This is a genomic window from Nocardia otitidiscaviarum NBRC 14405, from assembly GCF_000308635.1.
Classification (GTDB): Bacteria; Actinomycetota; Actinomycetes; order Mycobacteriales; family Mycobacteriaceae; genus Nocardia; species Nocardia otitidiscaviarum.
This window is the reverse complement of sequence record NZ_BAGD01000016.1, coordinates 1-1,527: the sequence shown is the minus strand read 5'-3', so window position 1 is coordinate 1,527 and position 1,527 is coordinate 1. Positions and strand designations below refer to the sequence as shown.

The 1,527-nt window shown below is 64.0% G+C and carries 1 pseudogene; it reads right to left on the bottom strand.

Going from position 1 to position 1,527, the window contains the following annotated elements:
- Positions 1 to 1,517 (bottom strand): annotated as a pseudogene (locus ON31_RS00065) (hypothetical protein); the annotation flags it as partial.
- Positions 1,518 to 1,527: the final 10 nt, after the last annotated feature.

Below are 1,527 nucleotides of genomic sequence, written 5' to 3'. Positions count from 1 at the left end.
GTGCCCCCTCCCCCGCTGTTGCCGAGCGACGGGGTCGTTCCCGCGCCCGAATCTTGTTCGACAGCCGGGCCAGTCGGCGCGCTGGACATTGACCAGTGGACATGGTCAGAATGGCCCGCCATGGTGTCCGAGCCGTAGAACGAATAGCCCGAGCCCACGTCTTCGCCATTCTTGATGTTGTGCGAAAACCCGTTGGAATGAATCAATTCCAGGCTGCCCGGATAGTTCTTGGCGATCCATTCGGCCATTTGCAGCATGTTCGGCCCGGCGATATCAATCGCCTTGCCCTGCATGTGATAGTCGTAGCCCGATCCGACATCGGCGTACCGAGTCGCCGAGGTGAGCACCGCATCGGGGAACGCGGAAGAAATCGCGCTCCACATGCCGCGCTGAGTATCGGAGATATCGCCGTCGTTGACTTGGATCGTGCCGCCACCGGCGAGGCCGGGCAGCAGGGCACGCAACATGTCCAGCGGCGGCACCCATCCGGCGTTGAGCGCGGCGACAAGTTCAGCACCGCCGTTCGCCATCGCTGCGGCAGTGACTACGCCTTCACCAGCGGACACGAACGCGGTCGGGAGTCCCGAGTTCGCGTCGAGCGCAAGAATTGAATCCGAGGTGCCCGAGCCGGGGCCGTAGATGCGGCCGGACCCGTCGACACCGGCGACGCCGCCGCCCGCGAGTAGCGGCAGATCGGGGGTGTCGATGGTGAATGACACGCGCTTGTTGATGATCGGTATCTCGAAATCGAATCCGAGCGAGAACGAATTCCATTTGCCGATAAGCCAGTTGATCGCGAACTTGTAGCCGTTGATGAGGAAGTCGAACAGCCCTGACCCGGCGTCCTTGAGACGGCCGGGAAGTCCGGTCACCCAGTCGACGAGGTCGCCGAATTTGCCGACGATGGTGTCTTTCACCTCCCCGGCCTTGTCGCCGAGGCCACCGAGCCAGTTCTTGAAATCGGTGATCTTGCCGCCGACCCACTCGACGGCGTTCGAGAACCCGGTCTTCACCGCGTCGACAGCGCCCAGAACGATGTTGCGGAAGGTCTCGGACTTCTGCCACGCCAGTACCAGACCAGCGATCAACGCACCAATCGCGATGACTACCAACCCAATTGGATTTGCCGACAGTGCAGCGTTGAGGACCCATTGCACGGCCGACCATGCCAGCGTCGCGCCACGGATGACGCCCGTCGCGATCGTGTACGCGCCGAGGGCGAGCGTGTTGCCCGCCAGCGCGGCCGAGCCCGCGCCGGTCGCGGCGGCCATGATGCCCTGCGCGACTGCGTATCCCATGGCGGCGACCTTCGCCGTGATGAGCGCCGCGCCGAGGGTGGCGACCGCGATTCCTAGGCCAATAGCGACGCCTCGGTTCTGTTCCATCCACGAGGCGGCGTCGGTGAGGCCGGTTACCAGGCCGTCTTGGATCGAGCGCTTCATGCGCTCGAGCGCATTTGAGGTGTTGTCGTTGAGGGTCTGGCCTGCCTGCTCGGCGGACCCGGCGAACCCGGTCATGCTGCTACTG